Here is a 20,032-nt window from a genome sequence, read left to right on the forward strand (position 1 = left end):
GGGTTTCCCCGGAACCAATCACCGATCGTCGGTAGCTTGGTGCCGACAGCACAGGGGCCGCCGTTCGAGGCGGAGACCCCGGAGAGGACGACCGTGCGCTCGACCCTGATCTCCCGCCGGGATCTGGATTTCCTGCTCTACGAATGGCTGCGGGTAGACGACCTGACCGCGGCGCCGCGGTTCGCCGAACACTCGAAGCAGACCTTCGACGGTTTCCTGGAGCTGTGCGAGGACATCGCGACGCGCTACTTCGCCCCGCACAACAAGCGCAACGACAGCAACGAACCCACCTTCGACGGCACGACGGTGACCATGATCCCGGAGGTGGGCGCCGCGGTCGAAGCGTTCACCAAGGCCAACCTCATCGGCGCGGGCATGGACGAGGCCCTCGGCGGGCTGCAACTGCCCGCGACCGTGCAGGCCGCGGGCATGAGCTGGTTCCAGGCCGCCAACGTCGGCACCACCGCCTATGTGTTCCTGACCATCGGCAACGCGAATCTGATCGCGGCGCACGGCAGTGCCGACCAGATCGAGCGGTTCGTCCACCCCATGATCGAGGGAACGGCCACCGGCACCATGTGCCTGTCCGAACCCCAGGCGGGGAGTTCCCTGGCCGACATCGTCACCCGCGCCGAGCCGCAGGCCGACGGCACTTACCGGGTGTTCGGGTCGAAGATGTGGATCTCCGGCGGTGATCACGAACTGACCGAGAACATCGTGCATCTGGTGCTGGCGAAGATCCCAGGCGGGCCGGCGGGTACCAAGGGAATCTCGCTGTTCATCGTGCCGAAGTTCCTCGTCGCCGAGGACGGGTCGCGCGGCGAGCGCAACGACGTCGTCCTGGCCGGGCTCAACCACAAGATGGGCTATCGGGGCACCACCAACACCGTCCTCAATTTCGGCGAGGGCCGCCACACTCCGCACGGAGCGCCGGGTGCGGTCGGCTACCTCGTCGGCGAGGCGCACCGCGGCTTGTCGTACATGTTCACGATGATGAACGAGGCGCGGCTCGGCGTCGGCCTCGGCGCCACCGCGCTGGGCTACACCGGCTACCTCAAATCCGTCGAGTACGCCCGAACCCGTCACCAGGGCCGTGCCTTGACGACCAGGGACCCGGCCACCGCGCAGATCCCGATCATCGAACACCCCGATGTGAAGCGAATGCTGTTGGCGCAGAAGGCCTACTGCGAGGGAGCGCTGGCACTGCTGCTGTACTGCAACCGGCTCATCGATCTTGAACGCACCGCCACCGACGCGGAGGCCGCCCGCGCGCACACCCGGCTGCTGGAGATCCTCACCGGCGTCGCCAAGAGCTGGCCATCGCAGTGGTGCCTGGAAGCCAACAATCTGGCGATCCAGGTCCACGGCGGCTACGGCTACACCCGCGAATACGATGTCGAACAGCACTACCGGGACAACCGGCTCAACCCGATTCACGAGGGCACCCACGGCATCCAGGGCATGGACCTGCTCGGCCGCAAGGTGATCCAGCACGACGGCGCCTCGCTGCTCCTGCTGAGCGAGCGCATCGCCGACACCGTGACCGCGGCCCGCGCGGCCGGCGGACAACCCGGCGATCACGCCGAGCGACTCGACGCCGCATGGCAGCGACTGCTCGCCGTCACCGCGGCCATGTTCGCCGCGGGCGACCCGGCCGCGGCGATGGCCAATGCCGCCGTCTATCTCGAGGCGTTCGGGCACATCGTGATCGCCTGGATCTGGCTCGAGCAGGAGTTGGCGACCGTCGGCGAGGACGGCGATTTCTACGACGGCAAGCGCGCGGCCGCCCGCTACTACTTCCGCTACGAACTGCCCAAGACCGCACCACAACTGGACCTGCTCGCCGAGCTGGACCGAACCGCACTCGACACCGACGACAACTGGTTCTGATCCGTTCTGTTGCGGGTAGTGACGCCTCTAGTCGATGCCCCGTCGAACCCTCGTCGCGGCGCGAATTCGGGTGACCGTGTTGTCGAGCCGCCGCTGATGTGAGCCCGCCCAGTAGACGCGCCCGCACTCCGAGCACCGGCGAAAGGTGTCGTAATAGCGGCGGGTGAGCGGTTCGAGGCGATCGATGATGTCGCTCTTCGCCACGCCGGTGACGAGGCCGCCGCAGCGCAGGCAGCGGGTGAAGGGGGCAAGGCGATCGGCCAGGTCGAGCCTGCGGATCAGCTCGACGATCTGCTCGAACGGCCGGTCCGCATGCACGAAGACGCCGTGGGTGACGTTGCGCCGCGCGAGGAGTCCGCGGTCGCGGGTGAGCAGGATGCGATGTTCGGCGGCGGCTGTCTCGGCCAGCGCGGCGTCGGCGGCGGCCCAGTCGCAGCGGGTGTCGAGTCCCATCAGGCGCATCAGCCGGGCGAGGCCGCCGAGATTGACGTCGACGATGAACCGCGGTTCGCGCAGCGGGCGGGCCCGCACCCTGGTCAGCGGCCCGACATCCAGAGTTTCGAACATCGGGTACGCGGCGATCCGATCACCCGGTTGCGGGTGGTGGCCGAAGTCGACGGACTCACCGTTGACCAGTATCAGATCGACCTCGGTGTGCGGGATCCCCGCGGCCTCGACAATGTCCTTGACGGTCTGATGCGGACGGACCGGTCGCTGCTGCGCCGCATACCGAGCGGCCGGGCGGAGGAAGTCGTTCAGCTCGGCGTAGGCGCGCAGGTCCACACTGGTGGCCATACGACCATTGTCGTCGCCGGTCCGCAGCATGGTGGTTCAGGTCATGACGGCAGGCTTCAGTACCTCAAGACACCACTGGCGGAAGCTGGTCGGGGCCCGGTAGCTCACTCCGGTGCCCTCGATCATCTCGTCCATCGCGAACGCGGGCGACAGTAGCCCGGCGGGCTTTCCGTAGGCGCGGCCCAGGCTGGTGACACCGACGACGCGCGTGACGCCCCTGGTCTTGATGGCCTCGGCGGCCGGGCGGGTGAAGTCGAGGTAGTGGTCGTGGATGTCCGCGGCGCGGGGGTTCGGGGGGACCAGCCACCACAGGCTGTCTGCGCCCGCGAATGCCGCGGCGAGGACCTCGGGATCGCTGTGCGATCCCTGCACGACCTCGATGCGCTCACGGATCCGTGGATTCAGCCGTGCGGGGTCGCGGGCGATGACCCGGACCGGTTGGCCGTCGTGGACGAGTCTGTCCAGGACCTGGTGGCCGATCTGGCCGGTATAACCATGGAGACTGGTCGCCCCGCTGCCGCCGAGAGGAACCGCGAACGGATCATCGCCGCCGCAGCCCAGCTCCTCGCGGAAGGTGGACGCGAGGCGGTGTCGACCCGCGCGGTGAGCGCCGCGGCCGGCGTCCAGGCCCCGACCATTTACCGGCTCTTCGTCGACAAGCAAGGCCTGCTCGACGCGGTCGCGGCCTACGGCTTCGCAGCCCACCTGAGCGAGAAGACCAGTCTCGAACCCACCGACGACCCGGTCGCGGACCTGCGCACCGGCTGGGATCTGAACATGGAATTCGGCCTGGCCAACCCGGCTCTCTACACCCTCATGTATGCCGAGCCCCGTCCTGGCGGCACCTCGCCCGCGGCGCTGACCGCACTGGCAGTTCTCGGCGCCCATATACACCGGATCGCCGAAGCAGGCCGACTGCGCATCGACGAGGCGCGAGCCACCCAACTGGTCCACGCCGTCGGCGGCGGCACCACCCTGGCCCTCATCGCCACTCCCCCGGACCACCGCGACATCACCGTGTCCCATCTGGCGAGGGAAGCCGTCATCGCCACGATCACCACCGACGTTCCCATCTCGGCGGCACCCGGCGCCGCCGGCGCGGCAGTCGCCCTGCGTGCCCTCCTCCCACAGACCACCGCCCTCACCACCGGCGAGCGCGGCATGCTCACCGAGTTGCTCGACCGCATCGCCGAAGCCGGATAGAACAGGCGTGTGGCGTCGTCATCGGGTGCCTGCCTCGGCACGCGCGTAGAACGCGGCGAGATCGTGGGGGTTCTTGGTGTAGACGTCGATCTTGTGCACCGCGCCGTCTACAACCTGGTAGATCTCGACCATGGTCAGCGGGTACCGCTCATCGGTGGTGTGGGCCGTGAGCGTTCCGGTGAGGGTTCCGACTACGCCCGCCGGACCCTCGTACACCTCGGCATCGGTGATGGCGACGTCGGCGTAGCCCATCATCACGCCAAGGACCGACTGGACGAACACCTCGCGGCCTCGGTGGACGCCGCCGTAGGGAAGCTGATTCGGCTCGTCCACGATCACCTCGGGGTCGAGTGTGGCCAGGACGCCCGGCACGTCGCCCTGTCGCAGCGCGTCGTACAGCCCTCGTACGACATCCGCCGGGGTCTGCGTCACTGTCTCGATCTGATCGCTCATCGCGTGTGCCCTTCAGTCTTGTTCGTCCGGTCGGGGCGGGTATGTCCTCGCACCGACCGGGCCCCGGAGGACCGGGGCATGCACCATGCAACGGGACGCGGCCGTGACGGGGGAGACTCCGCTGTGAGGGGTCCTGGCAGTGCCCCCCACCCGCCCCGCGGGCTGCCTACGCTGTCCTGATGGACAACCGGGACGCAGTCAGCGCGTTTCTCCGCTCCCGACGCGCGCGGATCACGCCCGAGCAGGCGGGTCTGCCGACGTACGGTCAGCGGCGGGTGCCCGGACTGCGCCGGGGTGAGGTCGCCGCGCTCGCCGGGGTGAGCGTCGAGTACTACACGCGCCTGGAACGAGGCAGCCTCAAAGGTGTCTCCGACGGCGTGCTGGACGCGCTGGCCCAGGCACTGCGGCTCGACGGCACCGAGCGCATGTACCTGTACGACCTCGCCCGCGCGGTGGGACCGGCACCCAGGGCCCGGCAGCGGGCCGTCCGGCCGACAGTTCGGCCCAGCGTGGCGCGAATCGTCGAAGGCATGCCGGGGCTACCGGCGTCCGTCATGAACAACCGCCTCGACACGCTGGCCGCCAACTCGCTAGCCCGGGCCCTGTACTCCGAGATGTACGCCGATGCGACCTGCGGGGCGAACGTCGCCAGGTTCGCGTTCCTCACCCCCGCGGCGAGGCGGTTCTACATCGACTGGGAGCGTATGGCCCGCTTCGCCGTCGGCGCGCTGCGCACCGAGGTGGGGAAGAACCCCTACGACCGGGAGCTGTCGAACCTGATCGGTGAACTGTCGACCCGCAGTGACGCCTTCCGCGTGATGTGGGGCTCCCAGGACGTCTATGCCTTCAGCCAGAGCTCCAAACGCCTCAACCACCCGCTCGTCGGCGACCTGGAACTCGACCAGGAGACCATGACCCTGCCGGACGACAGCGGCCTGAGCGTGGTCGTCTACAGCGCGCCCCCTGGCACCGCCGCCGAGGAGGGCCTGAAGCTGCTCGCCGGCTGGTCGGCCACGACCGAGCAGGAGCCGGAATCCACCAGCCGGCTTCATCCGTGATCACGCTCGGGCTGCGAGAGGCGGCTGGGCTCATCCCCGCCTAAGGCACCGAAACGGGGCGCAGGCAGCTGTCGAACGGTGTGACGATCGAGCACAGGGCGGGGTCGCGGGTCGGCCGGTAGTCGGCGGGCACTCCGCCGAGTGCGGCGATGTTCCGGTAGGCCGGAACCGCGGAGGTCGGTCGGCGCGTGAGGCTCGGGTCGGTCTTCACATCGACCGTGTAGAGACCGAATCGCGGTGCATAGCTGCCCCATTCGTAATTGTCGGTGAGGCTCCAGTAGTTGTAGCCGATCACGTCGATGCCGTCGGCTTTCGCGCGCTGAATCCAATAGATGGTGTCGCGCAGATGATCGGCTCGGTCGTATCCGTCGGTGCGCGGTAGCCCGTTGTCGGTCGGCATGCCGTTCTCCACCACATAGAGCGGCAGTTCAGGGAACTTCTCGGCGTAGGCGCGCAGGTCGTAGTAGATACCTTCGGGTTCGATCGCGTTCTTCCACAGTTCGTCGCCCAGCAGGGCGAAGCTCGGCAGATTCGACAGTGACGCACCGTAATAGAAGTCGATGCCGAGGTAGTCGAGCTTCGCGCGAACTCGATCGACGAACAGCAGATCGGTCAGGTTCTGCACCACCGGGTACTGTGCGACATTGCTGGTCACCAGCGCGTCCGGCTGACGAAGGTGGATGTAGTCGTAGATCGCGCTGTGCGCTTGCACCAGTCGCTCGAACATCGGCAGTGCGTCGACCGCACCGATATCGCCGATCTTGATCGATTGCGCGACATAGCCCATGGGCTCATTGATGGTCACCCACAACGGGTTGTACGGCGCGTAGCGGTCGACGACCTGCCGCATATTGGCCAGCCAATCCGACACCATCGTCTTGCCCGTCCAGCCACCACGGTCGGCTGCCCAGCCGGGAATCACCCAGTGGTCGAGCGTCAGCATCGGACGCATTCCCGCCGCGCGAATCTTCTGCACAACGTTGTCATAGAAGCGGAAGTTGTTCTCGTCCCACACATCCGGCTGCGGCTGCACCCGCGCCCACTCGATGCTGAGCCGGTACACCTTGGCTCCGAGATCGGCCGCCAGGTCGATATCCTCGGCGTATCGGGTGAAGAAGTCAACCGAATCACCATACCTGTCGCGCGCCTTCCCCGAATTCGCATAGCGAATCCAATTGCTGTCCGGCGCATGACCTTCGGACTGGAATCCCGCCATCGACACGCCCCACATGAACTCGGGTCCGAGGGACTGCACAGCAGTGGGTGCGGCCCCCGCACTACCCGTGCCGGACCCGCTCGCACTCCCGTGCCCCGAGCCGGAGTTGCCTCCCGGCGCGGCACCCACCGTGCTCGACCCGGCCACAGCGATAGCGACGGCCGACCCGATCGCGACCAGCATCCGAGACAGACTCATTCTCGTCAATCCTCCAGGCGATCCAGCTGTCAACGCACTACTTCTCATATGAACCGCTCGCCGATCCACTGGCCGATCCACTTCCCAGCAGGCACAACGGATTCGCCACCATGGCCGCCTGCGCCGAACCGGACGACGAACCGGTGATCCCGGAGTCGACCGGTGGCGTATTCGGCACCGGTGCCGCCGGGTTGCCCGAACCGCCCGTCAACATCGACTCGCCGTCGAGATTCGCCGGTGCCGAGACATCGAGCAGATCCAGAACGGTCGGCGTGATGTCGGCGAGGGTGTACCCATTGTTCTGCGTGCCCGCAGCGAACCCCGCTCCGCGCGCGATCACGAAACTGGCCGTCTCATGGGCACTCTGCCCACCATGCCCACCATCCGGCTTGTGCCCGTGGTCGGTGGTGACCAGAATCGTCCACCGCTCGTTCGCATGCGAAGCCGCCCGCGCGTCCACCGCGGCGGTGATCTTCCCGACCAGGCCGTCCACCCGGCCGATGGCATCGCGATACGCCTGCGGCCAGACTCCGCGCAGCGTGTGTCCGACGATGTCCACCTGATCGAGGTGCGTGAACAGCAGATCGGTCCCGTCCTCGGTGATCGCCGAGACGACCGCCGCGGTGGCGTTGGCATCGGCGGTGGTCTCACAGACACCCGCACCGGTGGGATCGATCTGCGTGACGGCCACCCGGTCGGCCTGCGGGCTGCCGGTGCGCGCGATCATGCCGATCTTGTCCCAGGTGCCGATGGAGGCCGTCGACAACGACGGACGCTCCCGTTCCACCTGGGTGAACACCGTCGGATACTGCGCGAAAGGTCCCGCATTGCAGGTGGATCCATTGTCCTGAATCCCGTGCTTGGTATCCCATACACCGGTCAGCGCCGTCGCCCACGACACGCACGACATGGTGATGTGCGGGGCGATGGAGGTGCGGGCCAGGGTGCCCTCCGCGGCCAGGCGGTCGAGGTTGGGGGCATCGGCCGCCGACACCTCACTCCACAGTGTGCCGTCGATACCGATGACCACGACCTTGTTCACGACCGGAGCCGCTTGGGCGGGCGCTGCCGCGGCGAGTGGGACAGCGGCCAGGGCGGCGGCCGCGAGAATACGGTGAGTGCGAGACATGCGCGGCACCGTAGTTGCCGAGTGGCCCCGACACCCGGCGAATTGGACAATCGACCGATAGAGTCCCGCCCAGTGGGAATCCTCTGTCGCACGCAGAGCCGTCCGTCGGCCGAAGCGCCCAGGCGCCGAGACCGATCCCGCCGCGCGGCCGCTGAACGGTCGACCGGGCTAATTCACGCGAACGCAGACCATGGGCAGGGTCTCCACGGGGGCGCCGGTAGCGTGCTCGATCCCGGGGCTTACTCGGTATCCGAGGCCTGGCGATGCACCACCTGGGCGTCGGTCCCGGGCGACATGATGCTCTCGTGGCCATCTTCAGCCCGCACCCGGTAGGGAGGCGCGCCGTCGTGGCCGAGTACCTCGACGATCTCGACGACATGATCGTGTTGCCCGACGGTCCTGCCATGCACGATTAGCCGGTCGCCCTTTGCTGCATACATGAGTAGCCTCCTCGTCGACGCTGACTGATCTCCCGAATCCAACGGTACGACTGGTACGAATTCTCGGCTAGCGATGGCACGCAAACACGCCGCGCGGTGAGATCTCATGTGGCCGCTGGGGAAGGCAGAGCAATGCAGAGCAATGCAGAGCACCGCGCTGACCACCAGCGCCGCGATGATCGTCAGCGCGCAGGCAGTCAGAGCGCTGCGGTAGCCATCACTGGCGGCGACACCGAAGAAGATGGCACTCAGGGAGGCCACTCCGACCGCACCACCGAACTGTTGGCCGGTGGTCCAGATTCCCGAAGCCGACCCCGCGTACCGCGTCGGCACCGTAGACAAGAACAACGTCGTCAACGGAGGTTGGACAAGGTTGATGCCGATACCGACGACGAACAGTCCGGGCGCGAGCAGCCACGGGTTGACGTCAGTGGTCGCAGTAGTAGCCGCTCCCAGTACCGCCAGGGTGCCCACGGCGCCGAAAAGGGTGCCCGCGATGACAGCGAAGCGGCCGAACCGCATGGTGAGGCGTCCCACCAGCGGGGCGACCGCCAGTCCGCCGACGGAGAACGCGACGGTCACGACTCCAGCTCGCAGTGCCGTATAGCCCTGGCCTTCTTGGAGCCAAAGAACGAAGACGAGCAGGAATCCGCTGAAGGCGGCGAAGGCAACCACTTGAACGGCGAGTGCGACGCTGCTGGTGCGCGCACGAAGCAGGTCCAGCGGCAACAACGCTCCGGCCCGACCGGCCGCATCACGATTCTCGCCGATGGCAACGAGAGCGACGGCGGCGACGCCTGCTGCCAGCAGGAGCCAGGTCCACGGCGCCCAGTCATACGTGCGGCCTTCCAGCAGCGGGAACACGATCGCCACCAGACCGGCGGTCAGGCCGATCGCGGCGAGCCAGCGTGGCCGCAGCGCACCTTCGGCGCGGTTCTCCGGGATGAGCCACGCGCCGAGGCCGAGCAGAACGAGTGCACCGGGGACGCTGACCCAGAAGATCGCCCGCCATCCCGATCCGGCGACATCCGCGGTCACGAGCACACCTCCCAGCAGCAATCCCCCAGCTTGCGCGAGTCCGGCGACCACACCGAAAATGCCGAGGACGGTGGCGCGTTCGGGTCCACGGAAGAGAACGAACAAGCTGGAGAGAACCTGTGGCGCCAGAATCGCCGCGGCAGCGCCTTGCGCCGCACGACTGGCGATCAGTTCGGCCGGGGTGTTCGCGAGCGCGGACCAGCCGCCGGCGAGAGCGAACAGGGCCAGCCCGACGAGGAACACCCGTTTGCGGCCCCACAGGTCGCCCAACCGGGCGGCCGTGATCAGCGTCGCCGCGAAGGCCAGCAGGTAGGCAGTCGCGATCCAGCCAACCTGCGCGGGAGTCCCCCCGAGATCCGCCTGGATGGCCGGTAGACCGACGTTGACGATCGTGACATTCAGCAGATCCAGCGTGAATCCCAGGACGAGCACGGCCGTCGCGGCCCAGCGCCGCGGAAACAACGCTTCGGCGGCATCGTCCCGTGTGGAGGTCGATGTAGTCATCAGGTGTTATCCCCCGCACGGCTGGGCGTCTGGTGTGCCGTCATCAGTTGTTCCTTCGCGGTCGGCGGTTGCGTTGGGATGAAGGCCGCGTAATCCGACTGCGCGCCGATCAGACCGTGACGGCGCAGGATCGCGTGCACTGTCGACACTGCGGGCACTCGACTCGAACCAGAGCGCAACAGGTGCGCCCGGATCCTGCGTGCCCCCCAGCGCGGTTGGTTCAGCCGAACTCGCACCACGACGGCCTCGATCTCGGCTGGCGTCCGGGCCGGGAGAGTCTTGGGCCTGCGCGACCGCGGTGCCAATCCCGCCACGCCATGTTCCCGGTAGCGCGCGAGATAGCTGTAGTAGCTCTTGCGCGAGATCTTGTATCGACGGCACACCTCGGTCACCGTCAATCCGTCTCGCGCAGGCGCCTGCAGGATCTCCAGCCACGGCTCGGCCTGGAGACCGACCACCGAACATGACTCGCTCGCCGCCCGATCGCTTCCACTCGGGCGAACACTCTGGCGCACAGGCGGATCAAGCCTGTCTCCTGGGGTTTGGAGCATGGGTCTCTCCCGAAGTGGAACAGCATGATTGAACTCGCCGGTTCACTCTAATGTTCATCTGTGAACATATCAACCGGAGTACATGAAACTGAACCCGTGAGGAAATTTCTTCGTGCGGATGGGCTAGACTGCCGGTGTGACTTCAGCGCATACGCCGACCGGGCAGACCACCTCGCGAGGGCGGATCGACAAGCGCCAGGCGATCTTGGACGCGGCCTTCGTGGTCTTCGCTCGCCGGGGGTACGCGCAGGCGGGCGTTCAGGAGATCGCCGAGGTGGCCGGCGTCGCCAAGCCGACTATCTACAACCACCTCAACGACAAGGAAACGCTGTTCCGGCACGCGCTGGCCGCCGTCAGCGACGCGGTGCTCGCCGAGAACCTGGCGGTGGTCGAGCGGTTGCGGAACCCGGGCGAGGATCTGCGCGCCACCCTGGAAGACGTGGCGTACCGGTTGATCCGGTCCTGCTGTACCGAGCAGGCCCGGTCGCTGCGCTGGCTCACCTACGGTCAGGTCGCCCAGTTCCCCGATCTGATCGATGTCGTGGTGAGCCGGACCTCCGATCAGCTCGGTGACGCGCTCGCGGATCGGCTGGCGCGCCTGGCGCTGGCGGGCCGTCTGCGGGCGAGCGATCCGGCGACCGCCGCCGAGCAGTTCCTCGTGCTGATCACCGGCCCGATGGAGGGCCGCACCCGGCTGGGCACCCGCAAGGTCGCCACCGCCGAGATGCACGCTGTCGCCACCGCTGCCGTCGACACCTTCCTGCGCGCCTACGGGGCACCGGAGAACCCTTGAGCCACCGCCCTTTCCGCTTCGGGCTCGTCACCGTTCCCCCGCCGATGCCCGAGGATGCCCCGACACTGCCCACCGGATCGCCCGCGCAGGCGGCCGATCAGCTCCGCCGCCTGCGCGAGGTATCTCCTACATCGTCTCGACGACGCGGCCCTGCCGCATCACCGCGACCCGATGGGCGATCTGGCGCACCACCGCCAGGTCGTGCGAGATGAACAGGTACGCCACACCGGTGTCTGTACGGGTTCTGGTAGATCACCTGGGCGCGACGTCGCAGCGCCCGCAATCGCGCGCCTTTGCTGGTCGTCACTTTGTCGCCGTCGAACACGATGCGCCCTGAGGTCGGCGGCGCCAGGCGCAGAATCATTCTGGCCGTGGTGGACTTGCCCGACCTACTGCCCGGATTCACGTGGGACTCACGGCGGGCGACACATCGAAAGATTTCACACCTCGAAATATTCGGTCAACAATTCGGATCACACCGCTCGCAATACCTCGTCGCACGAATTGTCCGGTACGCCATCGGAAAGTTTCGGGCACCGTGCTAGCTTCGCCTCGTGTCGATTATCGAACGACGCGCCGCGCGATGCGTTGTCGCCGGCAGAGAAAGGACCGACGTGACCGCACTACCGGACAATCTCCTCGCCACCATCGAAGCGGAGCGAGCGATCTTCCGAACGTTCTACAAATTCTTCCGGATCGCCGACACCCAGGAGAGCGAGCGGTTCAGCGAGTGCTTCACCCCCGACGCGCTGATCGAGTACCGGATCATGCCGGGCCCGCCGGTCCTGTTCCACGGCCGCGACGAGTTCACCGATCACATGAGCCGGGTGCCCAAGTCGCAGCGCTCCCTGGTCGCGCACGTCATCGGGCAGGCCACCATCGAGTGGAACGGCGACAAACCCCTGCTCACCGCCTATGCCACGGTGTGGCACTGGTTCTCGAGCACCCCTGACACCGACGTGGGCCGACCGGCCGACTGGGTCGTCATCGGACTGGTCCAGGACGAGTTCGAGCACTACGAGGGTGAGTGGCTGATCTCGCATCGCGATGTCCGGCATGTCGCGGGCCGGGTCGCCGCGGGCCACGGACCGATCTGAAGAGCGCAGCGCACCCACCGCCCGATCGGGCCGGACTCGTCGCCGAGTCCGGCCCGATCATTGCGTGAACAGGATTCGGCACAATGCGTCACAGAATTGTTCGGAGACATCGGTGACATTATGTTCCGAGGACTTCGGAAACAATTCACGGCAGGAATTACCGACTCCCCGATCGAACTGTCACCCATGTTCCGACAACACTTCCCCGGATGTCTACGGGAAATCGGAATCCTGCGGTCGCCACCGCCGAAACCTACGGTCGGCCCGCAGGGTTTCCGACACGATCTTGTGACCCCCGGCACCCCGTGCGAAGGCGATGGCAGCCCGGCCGGTTATCCGAGGTGGCCGGGTTTCCCTGAAGCTCCCGAGTCCACGGTACGACTGGTACAAATTCTCAGCTAGAGATGGCACGCAAATACGCCGCGCCGCGCGGTGAGATCTCGTAGCCGGTCTCCAAGCTGTGGGTCAGGCCGAGGTTCTTGAGCTTTCGTACGTCGAGCTTGAACGAATCCTTGTCTCTGCCGAGAGGCTCCGCCAGGTCGGCCGCACGGCGACCGGGATGCTCCGCCACGGCGGCGAGGACCGCACCTGTCCATGATCCTCGGCGACTCGCCTTGTCCAGCCGGGTCAGTGCCGCGGAGATCTCGGCGACGTCCTGCGGGGATAGGTCCGCATCGCTCCTCAACGCCACCCGTTCGTCGGGCCCGACGTAGCGGACCTCGATCCGGAAGACCGGATTTTGCGGCGAGCCACGCAGGGCCGCTTTCACGGCTTCAGCGTCACGCTCTCCGGCGCGGTGCGCGTCGGCGTTCGAGATCTCCTGTGGCTCGATCCGGTCGACGCGGACGACCTCGACGATCCCAGCGCTGGTGTGCAGGGTGCCGCCGACCCGAACTCGGGGTGCTGACCAGCGCCGGAACACTGTCGAAACCTCGCCGTCGGCGACACCCCGTGCGATGCGGTCGGTCAGAATCACTGCGCGTCCTCCCTGAGGCGGCCCGATCACCCGATCGTAGCGTCGCGGATTTCAAGCGCTGATCGGGGCCGCTGTCACTCCGTAGCCGAGGTTGCCGAGGACTTCGCTGGTCGCCTTCGCGAAGTTCAGGGTGATGAAGTGCAGGCAGGGGGCTCCCTCGTTGATCAGACGTCGGGTCAACTCCGTCGCGATGTCGACTCCCTCGGCACGCACGGCAGCGCGGTTCTCCTCCGGCCCGTCACCCGCGGCGCGGCGCAGGCGTTCCATCACCCGTTTCGGCAGCGACCGGCCACTCAGCTCTTCCGCGCGCTGGACGGTCCGCAGTGAGGTGATCGGCATAAGCTCCGGGATGATCGGTTTCGCTCCCTCGATCGGGTCGAGGGCGACGACCCGATCTCGCAGCCGCAGATAGTGCTCCACGTCGAAGAACATCTGCGTGATCGAATACTCCGCGCCCGCACGCAGTTTCGCGACGAGGTGGCGGGTGTCGTGATCGAGGTCGGGCGAGCGGTGGTGGCCCTGCGGGAACGAGGCGACGCCGACGTGGAAGTCGCCGAGGTCGCGCACGATGCGCACCAGTTCCTCGGCGTACTCGACGCCACCGGGGTGCTTGCGCCACTCGCCGAGGGGATCACCCGGCGGATCACCGCGCAGGACGAGCACGTTGCGGATGCCGGAATCGGCGTAGCAGCCGATCAGCGCACGCAACTCCGCGACGCTGTGCCCGACGGCGGTGAGGTGCGCGACCGGCAGCAGGGTGGTCTCGGTGGCGAGCTCACCGGTGATCCGCGCGGTCCGGCCCTTGGTCGACCCGCCCGCGCCGTAGGTCATCGACACGAAGGCCGGATGCATCCGCTCGAACTCGCGCACCGTCCGCCACAGCCTCGCCTCACCCGCGGCATCACGCGGCGGATTGAACTCGACCGAGAACGGCACACCCCGACCCGCGTGTGTCCGCAGACTCTGCGCGACCGACGGAGTCCGGGAGACCAACGGCGTCGGCTGCCCGTTGGTCGCGGGTCGTTCAGCATCGGTCATCGACTCTCCCCCAGTTCCACTAGTAGGTCGCCGCCCTCGACCTGCTGTACCTTCGCCACGGCGATTCGCCCAACGATACCGCCGCGCGGCGCGGTGACGGCCGCTTCGCTCTTCATCCGGTCGCCACCGAATCACCCTCGGAGACACAGTGAGTCACTACCCGGCGGGCTAGGCCACGACCGCCCGTTGTGGCACTCCGACGTACTCGCTCAGTGGCCGGATCAGAGCGTTGGATTCACCCTGCTCGATGATGTGCGCGGTCCAGCCGGTGATCCGGCTCATCACGAAGATCGGGGTGAACACCTCGATGTCGAATCCGAGCAGGTAATAGGCGGGGCCGGTCGGGAAGTCGAGGTTGGGCTTGATGCCGGTGGCCTCGTCCATGGTGCGTTCGAGCGTTTCGTACATCTGCACCCACTTGCCGCCGTCGGTCGCGGCGGCGATGTCGAGGAAGGCCTTCTTCATCGTGGGCACCCGGGAATCACCGTTCTTGTAGACCCGGTGGCCGAAGCCCATCACCTTCTCCCTGTGCGCCAGTTTGGTGCGCAACCACTCCTCGGCCAGGGCGGGATCGCCGATCCCGAGCATGTCGTGCATGACCGCTTCGTTGGCGCCGCCGTGCAGCGGGCCCTTCAACGCGCCGATCGCGGCGGTCACCGCGCTGTAGATATCGGACAGGGTCGACGTGACGACGCGCGCGGCGAAAGTGGATGCGTTGAAACTGTGCTCGGCGTAGAGAATCAGCGAGACCTCGAACGCCTTGACCAGTTCCCGCGACGGGATCGTGCCGAAGCACATGTTCAGGAAGTTCTCCGCATACCCCAGATGGGAGTGCGGCGGAATCGGATCCAGGCCGTGGCGGCGCCGGTGGTCGGCGGCCACGATGGTCGGCAGCACGGCGAGCATCCGCAGTGCCTTGGCGCGGTTGGCCTGTGCCGAGTTGTCGTCCTCGGCAGGGTCTTCGGCGCCGAGGTAGCTGATCGCGGTGCGGACGATGTCCATCGGATGGCAGTTGTCGGGCATCTTCACCACCAGCGACAGCAGCGACCGGTCCGCGCGCCGGGACGCGCGCTCCTGCTGGCAGAACCGTTCCAGCTCGACGTGATCGGGCAGCTCACCCCGCCAGAGCAGGTAGGCCACCTCCTCGAAGGAGCAGTGCGCGGCCAGGTCCTGCACGGCGTAGCCGCGGTAGGTCAGCGAGTTCGTTTCCGGGACCACCTTCGAGATCGCGGTGGTGTCGACGACGACACCGGCGAGTCCCTTGGAGATGGTCGGTACGGCGATGTCCGTCATCACTGGTCCCTTCCCAGAGCGAAATCGAAGATGTCGGAATCGAATTCGTTGTAGCGCTCGTACTGCAGCAGTTCGTAGAGGCGGCTGCGGTGCTGCATCCGGTCGAGCAGACCGGATTGGGTGCCCTGTTCGTAGATCTCGCGCAGCCCGGCCTCGGCGGCGAACATCGCCAGCCGCAGCGTGGAGACCGGATAGATGACGGCGTTGTAGCCGATGGACTCCAGCGTCTGGGCCGAGATCAGCTCGGACTTGCCGAATTCGGTCATGTTGGCCAGCAACGGAATCGCGACCGCGGCACGGAACTTCTCGAATTCGGCGGCCTCGGAGAGCGCTTCGGTGAAGATCAGGTCCGCACCGGCCTCGGCGTAGGCCTCGGCGCGTTCGATCGCGGCGTCGATGCCTTCGATACCCGCGGCGTCGGTGCGCGCGCAGAGGACGAAGCTCGGGTCGCGGCGTGCGGACACCGCCGCCCTCAGCCTGCGCACCATCTCGTCCACGGAAACAACGGCCTTGCCGTCGAGATGACCGCACCGCTTCGGGTTGACCTGGTCCTCGAAGTGCGCGCCGGCGATCCCGGCGTCTTCGAGGAAGGTGACCGTGCGGGCCGCACTCATCGGCTCACCGAAGCCGGTATCGGCGTCGATGAGGACCGGCAGGTCGGTGACCCGGGCGATCTGCTGACCGCGCCCGGCGACCTCGGTCAGCGTGGTGAGCCCGATATCGGGCAGCGCGAGGTCGGCGGAGACCACCGCACCCGAGACGTAGACGCCTTCGAAGCCGATCTCCTGGATCAGCTTGGCCACCAGTGGATTGAACGCGCCGGGGAACCGCTGGATCCGCGCGGAGGCAAGACCGGCCCGGAACGCGAGGCGCTTGTCGGCGGCCGAGGTCGCCGAAGCCAGCGGGCCGGTCATCAGAACAGCCCCTTCGGCAGCTTCGGCGCGCGGGCGAGCACCTCGTCGGAGACGGTGAAGTTCAGCAGGCCCAGTTCCTCGGCGGTCAGCTCGGGGGTGTGCTGGGCGACGTCGAGGAAGCGGTCCTGCTCGGCCTGGTCGATGACGCCCTCGGCCAGGGTGCGGAACTTCGCGATGTACTGGTCGCGCGCGAACGGACGGGCACCCAGCGGATGCGCGTCGGCGACAGCCAGCTCGTCGACGATGACTTCGCCACTCTTCAAGGTGATTTCGGCGCGGGCGCCGAAGGCCTTCTCGTTCGGGTCGGCGGAGTGGTAGCGCCGGGTCCATTCCGGGTCCTCGGCGGTGGAGATCTTGCGCCACAGCTCGACGGTGTCGGGGCGCTGCGCGCGCTCGGGGGCGTAGGAATGCTCGTGGTGCCAGGTGCCGTCCTGCAGGGCGACCGCGAAGATGTACATCACCGAGTGGTCGAGGGTTTCCCGCGACGCCGTCGGATCGAACTTCTGCGGATCGCTGGATCCGGTGCCGATGACGTAGTGGGTGTGGTGGCTGGTGTGCAGCACGATCGTGGCGATCTGGTCGAGATCGCCGACGCGGTCGCGCATCCGGCGGGCCAGGTCGATCGGGGCCTGGCTCTGGTACTCGGCCGAGTGCTCCTTGGTGTAGGTGTCGAGGATGCCGCGCTTGGGCTCGCCGGGGCCCGGCAGCGGCACCGAGTACTCCGCGTGCGGCCCGCCCAGCAGCCAGGCGATGACACCGTCCTCGCCCTCCCAGATCGGGGCGGGGGCACCCTCACCGCGCAGGGCGCGATCGACCGCCTCGACCGCCATCTTTCCGGCGAAGGCCGGTGCGTAGGCCTTCCAGCTCGAGATCTCACCCTTGCGGGACTGGCGGGTGGCGGTCGTGGTGTGCAAGGCCTGTCCGATCGCCTGGTAGATCGTCTCGGTATCCAGGCCGAGCAGGGTGCCGATGCCTGCCGCGGCCGAGGGGCCGAGGTGGGCGACATGGTCGATCTTGTGCTCGTGCAGGCAGATCGCGCGCACCAGGTCGACCTGGATCTCGTACCCGGTGGCCAGACCGCGGATCAGGTCGGCGCCGCTACGGCCGGTGTGCTGGGCGACGGCGAGGATCGACGGGATGTTGTCACCCGGGTGCGAGTACTCGGCGGCCAGGAAGGTGTCGTGGAAGTCCAGCTCGCGCACCGCGACACCGTTGGCCAGCGCCGCCCACTCCGGGGAGAACCGGCCGGGCACACCGAACACCGCGGCACCGGGCCCGTAGGGATGTGCCAGTGCCTGGGCGCGCGCGTTGGCCACCGGACGGCGGGTGATGGAGGCCGCCGCCACCGCCGCGTTGTCGATGATCCGGTTGACGATCATCTCCTCGGTCTCCGCCTGCACCGGTACCGCATCGGTGGCAACCTCGGCGATCCGCCACGCGAGGTGTTCCTCCCGTGGGAAGTCCTCGGCGGAACGGTACGTGCGGACAGGATGGTTCTTCACGGTGCGACCTCCATGAGCGGTGAATTTCAACGGCCTGTTTCGCACGTTACACACGTGGCGATTACCGCGAAATACACTGCAAATGCCAAACTTTGTGGACGAAAATCAGCAAAGTTGCGTAAGTTGTGAAAGCAGGCGCTGCTACAGTGGCGCCATGCAGAAGATGTACGCGGGCGCACGGCTGCGGACGCTGCGTGAACAACGGGGACTGTCCCAATCGGGGATGGCGAAGGTGCTCGGGCTATCGGTGAGTTACGTCAACCAGCTCGAGAACGACCAGCGACCGTTGACCGTGCAGGTTCTGCTGCGGCTCAACGCCACCTTCGACCTGGACATGGGCTTCTTCGCCGCCGACACCGACGCCCGGCTGCTGGCCGACCTGCAGGACGTGTTCGCCGACGACCCCGACGCCTCCTCGGTCACCAACGCCGAACTCGACGACCTGATGACCCGGGTACCCGGTGCGGCCAGGCTGTTGGTCAGCCTGCATCGGCGCCTGCGCGGAGCCACCGAGCAGCTGGAGCAGTTCTCCGCCGGCATCGAGGGCTCGACCGTGGAGCCCGGCACGGCGATGCCGTACGAGGACGTGCGCGACTTCTTCTACGACCGGCGCAACCACATTCCCGAACTCGACCACGCCGCCGAGCAGCTCTTCACCCGGAACCGGCTCAGCATCGGCGGCCTGGATCTGCAACTGACCCGGCTGCTGCACGAACGCCACGACATCACCGTCACCATCCGGTCCGACGACCCCACCGCCCCCGGCCCCAAGCGGATCTACGACCCGCAGGCCCGCCGGATAATCCTCGCCCGCAGGCTCTCCCCCGGCCAGCGGGCATTCCAGCTCGCCACCCAGCTGGCGTTCCTCACCCACTCCGACACCATCGACACGCTCACCGCGTCGGTGGAGACCATGCCCGCCGGCTCCCGCGAGCTGTTGCGGATCGGTCTGGCGAACTACTTCGCGGGTGCTTTGATCCTGCCGTACACCAGGTTTCGCGACGCCGCCGAAGAACTGCACTACGATATCGACCTGCTGTCGTCGATGTTCGAGGTCGGCTTCGAGACCGTCTGCCATCGGCTCTCGACCTTGCAGCGCCCGAACCAGCGCGGCGTCCCGTTCTTCTTCGTCCGCACCGACCGCGCGGGCAATATCTCCAAACGGCAGTCCGCCACGGCCTTTCACTTCTCCCGGGTCGGCGGCAGCTGCCCGCTGTGGGTGGTACACGAAGCATTCACCACCCCTGGCCGGATCCGCACGCAGATCGCCGAGATGCCCGACGGCCGCAAGTACCTGTGGCTGGCTCGCACGACCGACGAGAGCACACCCGGATATCTTTCTCCCAAACGGGATTTCGCGATCGGCCTCGGCTGTGACCTCGCCTACGCCGAGAAGCTCGTCTACTCCCACGGGCTGCCGATCCACGACGAGAGCACCGCGGTGCCGATCGGCGCGGGCTGCAAGATCTGTGAACGGCCCGACTGCGCCCAGCGCGCCTTCCCCCAACTGGGCCGGGCCATCCGCGTCGACCAGAACCGGGCCGCCAACATCCCCTACACCCCGGCCGACCGGGAACGCGCACCGCGCACTCCGTGACGGTCGGCAGGGTGCGGGCTACGCTCGTGGAGTGCCCGACATCGAGGCCTCGCCGCCACCACGCAACGGTGCCGGACTCGCGTCGCTGGTGCTCGGCATCGTCGCCTGTGTGTTCTCGTTCATCCCGTTGGCCACGGAGTTCGTGGCGGTGCCGTCGTCGGTCGCCGCGGTGGCCGCGGCGTTCATCGGGTGGGACCGGATCGAACGTGGGGTGGCCACGAACCGCGCCGATACCATCGCTGGTGGTCTTCTCGGCGCGTTCGCGCTCGCCACGAGTGTGCTCGTCTACCTCGCGACACACAGCGGCGATTCGGTCTAGCAGCATCCGGCCCGGGAGTCTGCACTCC

The 20,032-nt window shown here is 67.2% G+C and carries 19 protein-coding genes and 2 pseudogenes; 7 read left to right on the forward strand and 14 right to left on the reverse strand.

The window, feature by feature from the left end:
• Positions 1–93 precede the first annotated feature (93 nt).
• Positions 94–1,890: an acyl-CoA dehydrogenase gene (locus ACFWF2_RS29050; protein WP_379310665.1), complete on the forward strand. Its 1,797-nt coding sequence runs from the start codon at positions 94–96 to the stop codon at positions 1,888–1,890.
• A 27-nt stretch (positions 1,891–1,917) separates the two neighbouring features.
• Here the strand turns inward: ACFWF2_RS29050 and ACFWF2_RS29055 are convergent, their stop codons facing one another.
• A complete protein-coding gene (locus ACFWF2_RS29055; protein ID WP_379310648.1) occupies positions 1,918–2,685 on the reverse strand; it encodes a Mut7-C RNAse domain-containing protein in 768 nt (255 codons plus the stop codon).
• A gap of 36 nt (positions 2,686–2,721) precedes the next feature.
• A complete protein-coding gene (locus tag ACFWF2_RS29060; RefSeq protein ID WP_379310667.1) occupies positions 2,722–3,246 on the reverse strand; it encodes an NAD(P)H-binding protein in 525 nt (174 codons plus the stop codon).
• Between ACFWF2_RS29060 and ACFWF2_RS29065 the strand changes: the two genes are divergently transcribed.
• On the forward strand, positions 3,133–3,888 hold the full coding sequence (locus ACFWF2_RS29065; RefSeq protein WP_379310649.1) for a TetR/AcrR family transcriptional regulator: 756 nt from the start codon (positions 3,133–3,135) through the stop codon (positions 3,886–3,888). The genes ACFWF2_RS29060 and ACFWF2_RS29065 overlap by 114 nt on opposite strands.
• An 18-nt stretch (positions 3,889–3,906) precedes the next feature.
• Here the strand turns inward: ACFWF2_RS29065 and ACFWF2_RS29070 are convergent, their stop codons facing one another.
• The gene (locus tag ACFWF2_RS29070) at positions 3,907–4,341 is read right to left on the reverse strand and encodes a nuclear transport factor 2 family protein (protein ID WP_379310650.1); all 435 of its coding nucleotides are present in this window, start codon (positions 4,339–4,341) and stop codon (positions 3,907–3,909) included.
• A 179-nt stretch (positions 4,342–4,520) separates the two neighbouring features.
• On the opposite strand from ACFWF2_RS29070, the gene ACFWF2_RS29075 reads away from it, so the two are divergent.
• Positions 4,521–5,399 (forward strand): helix-turn-helix transcriptional regulator, encoded by an 879-nt coding sequence (locus ACFWF2_RS29075; protein WP_379310652.1) that lies wholly within the window; start codon positions 4,521–4,523, stop codon positions 5,397–5,399.
• 40 nt (positions 5,400–5,439) lie between these two features.
• Here the strand turns inward: ACFWF2_RS29075 and ACFWF2_RS29080 are convergent, their stop codons facing one another.
• From ACFWF2_RS29080 to ACFWF2_RS29095, 4 genes are all read right to left on the reverse strand, one after another.
• Entirely contained in the window at positions 5,440–6,798 is a 1,359-nt protein-coding gene (locus tag ACFWF2_RS29080) for a family 1 glycosylhydrolase (protein ID WP_379310668.1), read from the reverse strand.
• 52 nt (positions 6,799–6,850) lie between these two features.
• Positions 6,851–7,942 carry an alkaline phosphatase family protein gene (locus ACFWF2_RS29085; protein WP_379310653.1) on the reverse strand — a complete coding sequence of 364 codons (1,092 nt, stop codon included), beginning with the start codon at positions 7,940–7,942 and terminating at the stop codon, positions 6,851–6,853.
• Between the two features lie 239 nt (positions 7,943–8,181).
• A complete protein-coding gene (locus ACFWF2_RS29090; protein WP_379310654.1) occupies positions 8,182–9,924 on the reverse strand; it encodes an MFS transporter in 1,743 nt (580 codons plus the stop codon).
• Complete coding sequence (locus ACFWF2_RS29095; RefSeq protein ID WP_379310655.1) at positions 9,924–10,382, reverse strand: helix-turn-helix domain-containing protein; 459 nt, start codon at positions 10,380–10,382, stop codon at positions 9,924–9,926. The genes ACFWF2_RS29090 and ACFWF2_RS29095 overlap by 1 nt, the downstream gene beginning before the upstream one ends.
• Before the next feature lie 229 nt (positions 10,383–10,611).
• Here ACFWF2_RS29095 and ACFWF2_RS29100 point away from each other — a divergent pair, with 229 nt between their 5' ends.
• The gene (locus tag ACFWF2_RS29100; RefSeq protein WP_379310656.1) at positions 10,612–11,268 is read left to right on the forward strand and encodes a TetR/AcrR family transcriptional regulator; all 657 of its coding nucleotides are present in this window, start codon (positions 10,612–10,614) and stop codon (positions 11,266–11,268) included.
• A gap of 135 nt (positions 11,269–11,403) precedes the next feature.
• Here the strand turns inward: ACFWF2_RS29100 and ACFWF2_RS29105 are convergent.
• Positions 11,404–11,662, reverse strand: a pseudogene (locus ACFWF2_RS29105) (ATP-binding cassette domain-containing protein); the annotation flags it as partial.
• Positions 11,663–11,882: 220 nt separating this feature from the next.
• Between ACFWF2_RS29105 and ACFWF2_RS29110 the strand changes: the two are divergent.
• Complete coding sequence (locus ACFWF2_RS29110; RefSeq protein WP_379310657.1) at positions 11,883–12,365, forward strand: nuclear transport factor 2 family protein; 483 nt, start codon at positions 11,883–11,885, stop codon at positions 12,363–12,365.
• 394 nt (positions 12,366–12,759) lie between these two features.
• Here ACFWF2_RS29110 and ACFWF2_RS29115 read toward each other — a convergent pair whose 3' ends face one another.
• From ACFWF2_RS29115 to prpD, 6 genes and pseudogenes are all read right to left on the reverse strand, one after another.
• A complete protein-coding gene (locus ACFWF2_RS29115; RefSeq protein WP_379310658.1) occupies positions 12,760–13,341 on the reverse strand; it encodes a hypothetical protein in 582 nt (193 codons plus the stop codon).
• A 51-nt stretch (positions 13,342–13,392) separates the two neighbouring features.
• Entirely contained in the window at positions 13,393–14,379 is a 987-nt protein-coding gene (locus ACFWF2_RS29120) for a methylenetetrahydrofolate reductase (protein ID WP_379310659.1), read from the reverse strand.
• Positions 14,376–14,501, reverse strand: a pseudogene (locus ACFWF2_RS29125) (biotin/lipoyl-containing protein); the annotation flags it as partial. The gene ACFWF2_RS29120 and the pseudogene ACFWF2_RS29125, both read right to left, overlap by 4 nt.
• Positions 14,502–14,547: 46 nt before the next feature.
• Positions 14,548–15,672, reverse strand: a complete 1,125-nt coding sequence (locus ACFWF2_RS29130) for a bifunctional 2-methylcitrate synthase/citrate synthase (RefSeq protein ID WP_379310660.1) — start codon at positions 15,670–15,672, stop codon at positions 14,548–14,550.
• Positions 15,672–16,586 (reverse strand): methylisocitrate lyase, encoded by a 915-nt coding sequence (prpB, locus tag ACFWF2_RS29135; protein WP_379310661.1) that lies wholly within the window; start codon positions 16,584–16,586, stop codon positions 15,672–15,674. Before prpB ends, ACFWF2_RS29130 begins: the two co-directional genes overlap by 1 nt.
• On the reverse strand, positions 16,586–18,088 hold the full coding sequence (gene prpD / locus ACFWF2_RS29140) for a 2-methylcitrate dehydratase PrpD (RefSeq protein ID WP_379310662.1): 1,503 nt from the start codon (positions 18,086–18,088) through the stop codon (positions 16,586–16,588). Before prpD ends, prpB begins: the two co-directional genes overlap by 1 nt.
• A 154-nt stretch (positions 18,089–18,242) precedes the next feature.
• Between prpD and ACFWF2_RS29145 the strand changes: the two genes are divergently transcribed.
• Positions 18,243–19,685: a short-chain fatty acyl-CoA regulator family protein gene (locus ACFWF2_RS29145; protein ID WP_379310663.1), complete on the forward strand. Its 1,443-nt coding sequence runs from the start codon at positions 18,243–18,245 to the stop codon at positions 19,683–19,685.
• Positions 19,686–19,716: 31 nt separating this feature from the next.
• Positions 19,717–20,004 (forward strand): hypothetical protein, encoded by a 288-nt coding sequence (locus ACFWF2_RS29150; protein ID WP_379310664.1) that lies wholly within the window; start codon positions 19,717–19,719, stop codon positions 20,002–20,004.
• Positions 20,005–20,032 lie beyond the last annotated feature (28 nt).

It is taken from the genome of Nocardia sp. NPDC060259 (assembly GCF_042728775.1).
Taxonomy (GTDB): domain Bacteria; phylum Actinomycetota; class Actinomycetes; order Mycobacteriales; family Mycobacteriaceae; genus Nocardia.

Coding starts and splice junctions, on each gene's coding strand:
- ACFWF2_RS29070 (WP_379310650.1), bottom strand. CDS start 4,341: ATGAGCGATCAGATCGAGACAGTGACGCAGACCCCGGCGGATGTCGTA.
- ACFWF2_RS29090 (WP_379310654.1), bottom strand. CDS start 9,924: ATGACTACATCGACCTCCACACGGGACGATGCCGCCGAAGCGTTGTTT.
- ACFWF2_RS29130 (WP_379310660.1), bottom strand. CDS start 15,672: ATGACGGACATCGCCGTACCGACCATCTCCAAGGGACTCGCCGGTGTC.
- ACFWF2_RS29085 (WP_379310653.1), bottom strand. CDS start 7,942: ATGTCTCGCACTCACCGTATTCTCGCGGCCGCCGCCCTGGCCGCTGTC.
- ACFWF2_RS29120 (WP_379310659.1), bottom strand. CDS start 14,379: ATGACCGATGCTGAACGACCCGCGACCAACGGGCAGCCGACGCCGTTG.
- ACFWF2_RS29075 (WP_379310652.1), top strand. CDS start 4,521: ATGGACAACCGGGACGCAGTCAGCGCGTTTCTCCGCTCCCGACGCGCG.
- ACFWF2_RS29055 (WP_379310648.1), bottom strand. CDS start 2,685: ATGGCCACCAGTGTGGACCTGCGCGCCTACGCCGAGCTGAACGACTTC.
- ACFWF2_RS29145 (WP_379310663.1), top strand. CDS start 18,243: ATGCAGAAGATGTACGCGGGCGCACGGCTGCGGACGCTGCGTGAACAA.
- prpB (WP_379310661.1), bottom strand. CDS start 16,586: ATGACCGGCCCGCTGGCTTCGGCGACCTCGGCCGCCGACAAGCGCCTC.
- ACFWF2_RS29080 (WP_379310668.1), bottom strand. CDS start 6,798: ATGCTGGTCGCGATCGGGTCGGCCGTCGCTATCGCTGTGGCCGGGTCG.